At 48.3% G+C, this 207-nt stretch carries 1 pseudogene; it reads right to left on the reverse strand.

The features are described from left to right. A pseudogene (locus CHH91_RS21090) lies at window positions 1–207 on the reverse strand (PBSX family phage terminase large subunit); the annotation flags it as partial.

The following is a 207-nucleotide window of genomic DNA, read 5'->3' on the forward strand; positions in this document are numbered from 1 at the left end:
GGTTGGTGTCCATCATGACAACTGCACCCTTGTACGAACACCTTGATATGACTTCCTTGACAAACATATCATGAAGCGCAGTTGCTTCGTTTAAGAAGGCCCCGGCAGACGTGAAGCCCCGCGCCTTCTTCCAAGCGTCCGCATTTGCACCGTCAAAGCAGTACACTTTATTTCCGAACACACTGATAGCGTTCGTTTTATCTAGTT

The organism is Virgibacillus sp. 7505, from assembly GCF_002272135.1.
Taxonomy (GTDB): Bacteria; Bacillota; Bacilli; order Bacillales; family Amphibacillaceae; genus Terribacillus.